This is a genomic window from Shewanella sp. GutDb-MelDb (assembly GCF_002836075.1).
GTDB lineage: Bacteria > Pseudomonadota > Gammaproteobacteria > Enterobacterales > Shewanellaceae > Shewanella.
In genome coordinates, this window is record NZ_PJBM01000037.1 from 1 (window position 1) to 3,261 (window position 3,261).

The following is a 3,261-nucleotide window of genomic DNA, read 5'->3' on the forward strand; positions in this document are numbered from 1 at the left end:
AATCGGCATAAGCCTGTGCAGTATCTTCAAGCTCATCTAGCTTTGATAATGCCTCAGCCGCTTGTTCAGGGTTGTTACGAATGGCTCCGCGGAAGTAAATCCCACTAACACTGCTACGTGCAGACAGCAGTTGGTCAACTAATTCAGGAAACCCATCAGGATCAAGTTCGGCAATCGTCTCAAGAATATTGAGTCCCGACGTTTCCCAATAATTATTCACTCGGGTAGGTTTTCCGTGTTGAATGGTTAACCACCCATCACGTGCTAATCGTTGCAGCACTTCTCTTAGTGTTGTGCGGGTTACACCGATTAACTCTGACAACTCACGTTCAGCTGGCAAGATAGAGCCAGGGGGAAATTTATTGTCCCAAATGGATCGCACAATATATTTCTCTGCAAAACTTGCAGGACCTTTGGCATTAATGATCATCAGCCTACTTTATCCAAATGTTAGTATTATTCTAATACTGATCATACCAGAGCTATCTAAAATGGGAACCTAAACAAGAGTATTAGACAAGCTCGATAAGTCAAAACCTAATAAAACGTTCAAAAAACCTTCGTATAGTGAGTTTTAAAGGATTTTTTTTGATTTAGGTAGCCCTTTAGGTAATCAATGCTTTTTAAGTTGGCCAAAAGGTTTTACCTTTAGCATCGGCAGATTTATTAGTAACAACAAATCTAAGCGTTTCTTGTTATTATCAAACTATAAAAATATAAGAGTGAGGATTCCATGCCTGTGACTATGAGTCAGGCGTTTCTTGATAACTTCTTAGGCAATTCGCCAAAGTGGTTCAAATTCGCAATATTATCGTTTCTAGTGATCAACCCAGTTGTTTTTTATATTAATCCGTTTGTTGCGGGTTGGCTGCTGGTCTTAGAATTTATCTTTACCCTTGCTATGGCGCTTAAATGCTATCCTTTACAACCTGGTGGATTGCTTGCTATCGAAGCCGTGATTATCGGCATGACATCCCCCAGTCAAGTACTGCATGAAATTGAAGCAAATCTAGAAGTATTGCTGTTACTGATATTTATGGTTGCGGGCATTTACTTCATGAAGCAGCTACTGCTGTTTGCCTTTACTAAAATGATTACCAAGGTACGATCTAAAGTCGCCGTGTCCATCATGTTTTGTGTTGCATCTGCTTTTTTATCAGCATTTCTAGACGCACTAACAGTGATCGCAGTCATTATCGCTGTCGCGGTAGGTTTCTATTCGATTTACCACAAAGTGGCATCGGGCAAAAACTTTAATGATAACCATGACCATACTAACGATGGCAAAAACCAGTTGTGTGAAGAGGAGCTAGAAGCCTTTAGAGGCTTTCTACGTAACTTACTTATGCACGCGGGAGTGGGTACTGCATTAGGCGGCGTTTGCACCATGGTGGGCGAACCACAGAACCTCATTATTGCTGCTCAGGCAAATTGGCAGTTCGCTGAATTCGCATTGCGTATGTCTCCTGTGACTGTGCCTGTTTTCATTGCGGGTATTCTGACTTGTTACCTTGTCGAAAAGTTTAAAGTTTTTGATTATGGTAAGCAGTTACCCGATGCAGTGCATAAGATTTTATCTGACTATGCGGCTCACGAAGATACTCATCGTACTAATCACGATAAGATGAAGTTGGTCGTTCAAGCACTTGTAGGTGTTTGGTTAATTTTGGGATTAGCGCTGCACTTGGCATCGGTTGGTTTAATTGGCCTATCGGTTATCATTTTGACCACCGCATTTAATGGTGTGACAAATGAGCACGCTCTCGGAAAAGCATTTGAAGAAGCGTTGCCGTTTACTGCGCTATTAGCCGTTTTCTTTGCCATTGTCGGTGTGATTATCGATCAACATCTTTTCGCACCAGTTATTCAATGGGCGCTAAGTTACGAAGGCAGCACCCAGTTAGTTATTTTCTATATAGCCAACGGTCTGCTTTCAATGGTGAGCGATAACGTGTTTGTCGGCACCGTATATATCAATGAAGTGAAAGCGGCATTGCTTGATGGTCAAATCACAAGAGATCAGTTTGATCTTCTGGCCGTTGCGATTAACACCGGAACTAACCTTCCGTCGGTAGCGACGCCCAATGGTCAGGCCGCATTCCTGTTTCTCCTCACTTCAGCTATCGCTCCTCTCATTCGTCTGTCTTACGGGCGTATGGTGTGGATGGCATTACCTTATACGATTGTGTTATCTATCGTGGGTATACTTGCGATACAGTTTGGAGGGTTAGAACAGATGACCCAATATTTCTACGATACTGGAATACTGATCCATCACACAGTTCAAGATGTAGGCAATAGTGCTGTATCAGCACATTGATAATGCAGTAACTGAACTATTTTAATAATAGTTAGTCATATAAAACGCCCTAATCAGGGCGTTTTTTATTTGTAATGGAGACATTGTCCTTGAATGCACTAACCCGTTTTGCCCAATCAAAAGCCGCTTGGCTTACGCTTGCAGCGACCGCTCTTTCATTAGAGTTAACAGCACTATTTTTTCAACATATCATGAAGCTCGATCCCTGTGTGATGTGCGTCTATCAAAGATTAGCCCTATTCGGCATTTTGTTTGCTGCGGTTTTAGGTTTAGCTGGTTATCAATCTCGCATCGCCAGATTAGCTGCTATGGGTATTTGGGGCGTAAGTGCCGGCTGGGGACTGAAACTGGCACTCGAATTAGTGGACATGCAAACTAACCCTTCGCCATTTGCAACCTGTTCATTTCTACCTGAGTTTCCAACCTGGATGCCACTGCATGAATGGCTGCCATCGGTGTTTATGCCAACAGGAATGTGTTCAGATATTCCCTGGGAAATGATGGGTGTGACAATGGGACAATGGATGATTGTTGCATTTTCAGTTTACCTCGTTGCCTGGTTAATCTTTGTTATACCTGCTTTACGGTCAAAGAAGTAGACACTCCTAGGTTGCAAATGTGTTGCATTAACAACTAACCAGCCAACATATTTGCCCTTGATATACAGTGATTAACTCATCCGAGCTTTCTATGAGCTCGGGTTTTATCTATTTTGAATTCATTTTCGATGACATAAAGATCAATGCGCTTTAGTTCCCCCCTCCCTCACCACTCTAGACAAACAATGATAAAGCATCGCGTTAACGCTTCGGTCTATCCCCCTCTGCATTGTTAGGGTCTCAAAGTGTAAAACAATGACCGATTACGGATCATTTATTTAAATAAAAACACGTTATTACAATATTATTCTCATCTGCAACTATTGCAATTGCAACTATTTC

3 protein-coding genes are annotated in these 3,261 nt (G+C 42.0%); 2 read left to right on the forward strand and 1 reads right to left on the reverse strand.

The window, feature by feature from the left end:
• Nucleotides 1-430, reverse strand: a 430-nt coding sequence (fadR, locus tag CXF82_RS00910; RefSeq protein WP_102043514.1) for a fatty acid metabolism transcriptional regulator FadR, incomplete at its 3' end; no start/stop codon positions are given.
• A 303-nt stretch (nucleotides 431-733) separates the two neighbouring features.
• Between fadR and nhaB the strand changes: the two genes are divergently transcribed.
• Together nhaB and dsbB are read left to right on the forward strand one after the other, a co-directional pair.
• Nucleotides 734-2,320: a sodium/proton antiporter NhaB gene (gene nhaB / locus CXF82_RS00915; protein ID WP_101091005.1), complete on the forward strand. Its 1,587-nt coding sequence runs from the start codon at nucleotides 734-736 to the stop codon at nucleotides 2,318-2,320.
• Nucleotides 2,321-2,409: 89 nt separating this feature from the next.
• Complete coding sequence (dsbB, locus tag CXF82_RS00920) at nucleotides 2,410-2,919, forward strand: disulfide bond formation protein DsbB (RefSeq protein WP_257982700.1); 510 nt, start codon at nucleotides 2,410-2,412, stop codon at nucleotides 2,917-2,919.
• Nucleotides 2,920-3,261: the final 342 nt, after the last annotated feature.

Bases quoted from the DNA above. Each gene is read 5' to 3' on its own strand.
- nhaB (WP_101091005.1), top strand. From the start codon at position 734: ATGCCTGTGACTATGAGTCAGGCGTTTCTTGATAACTTCTTAGGCAAT.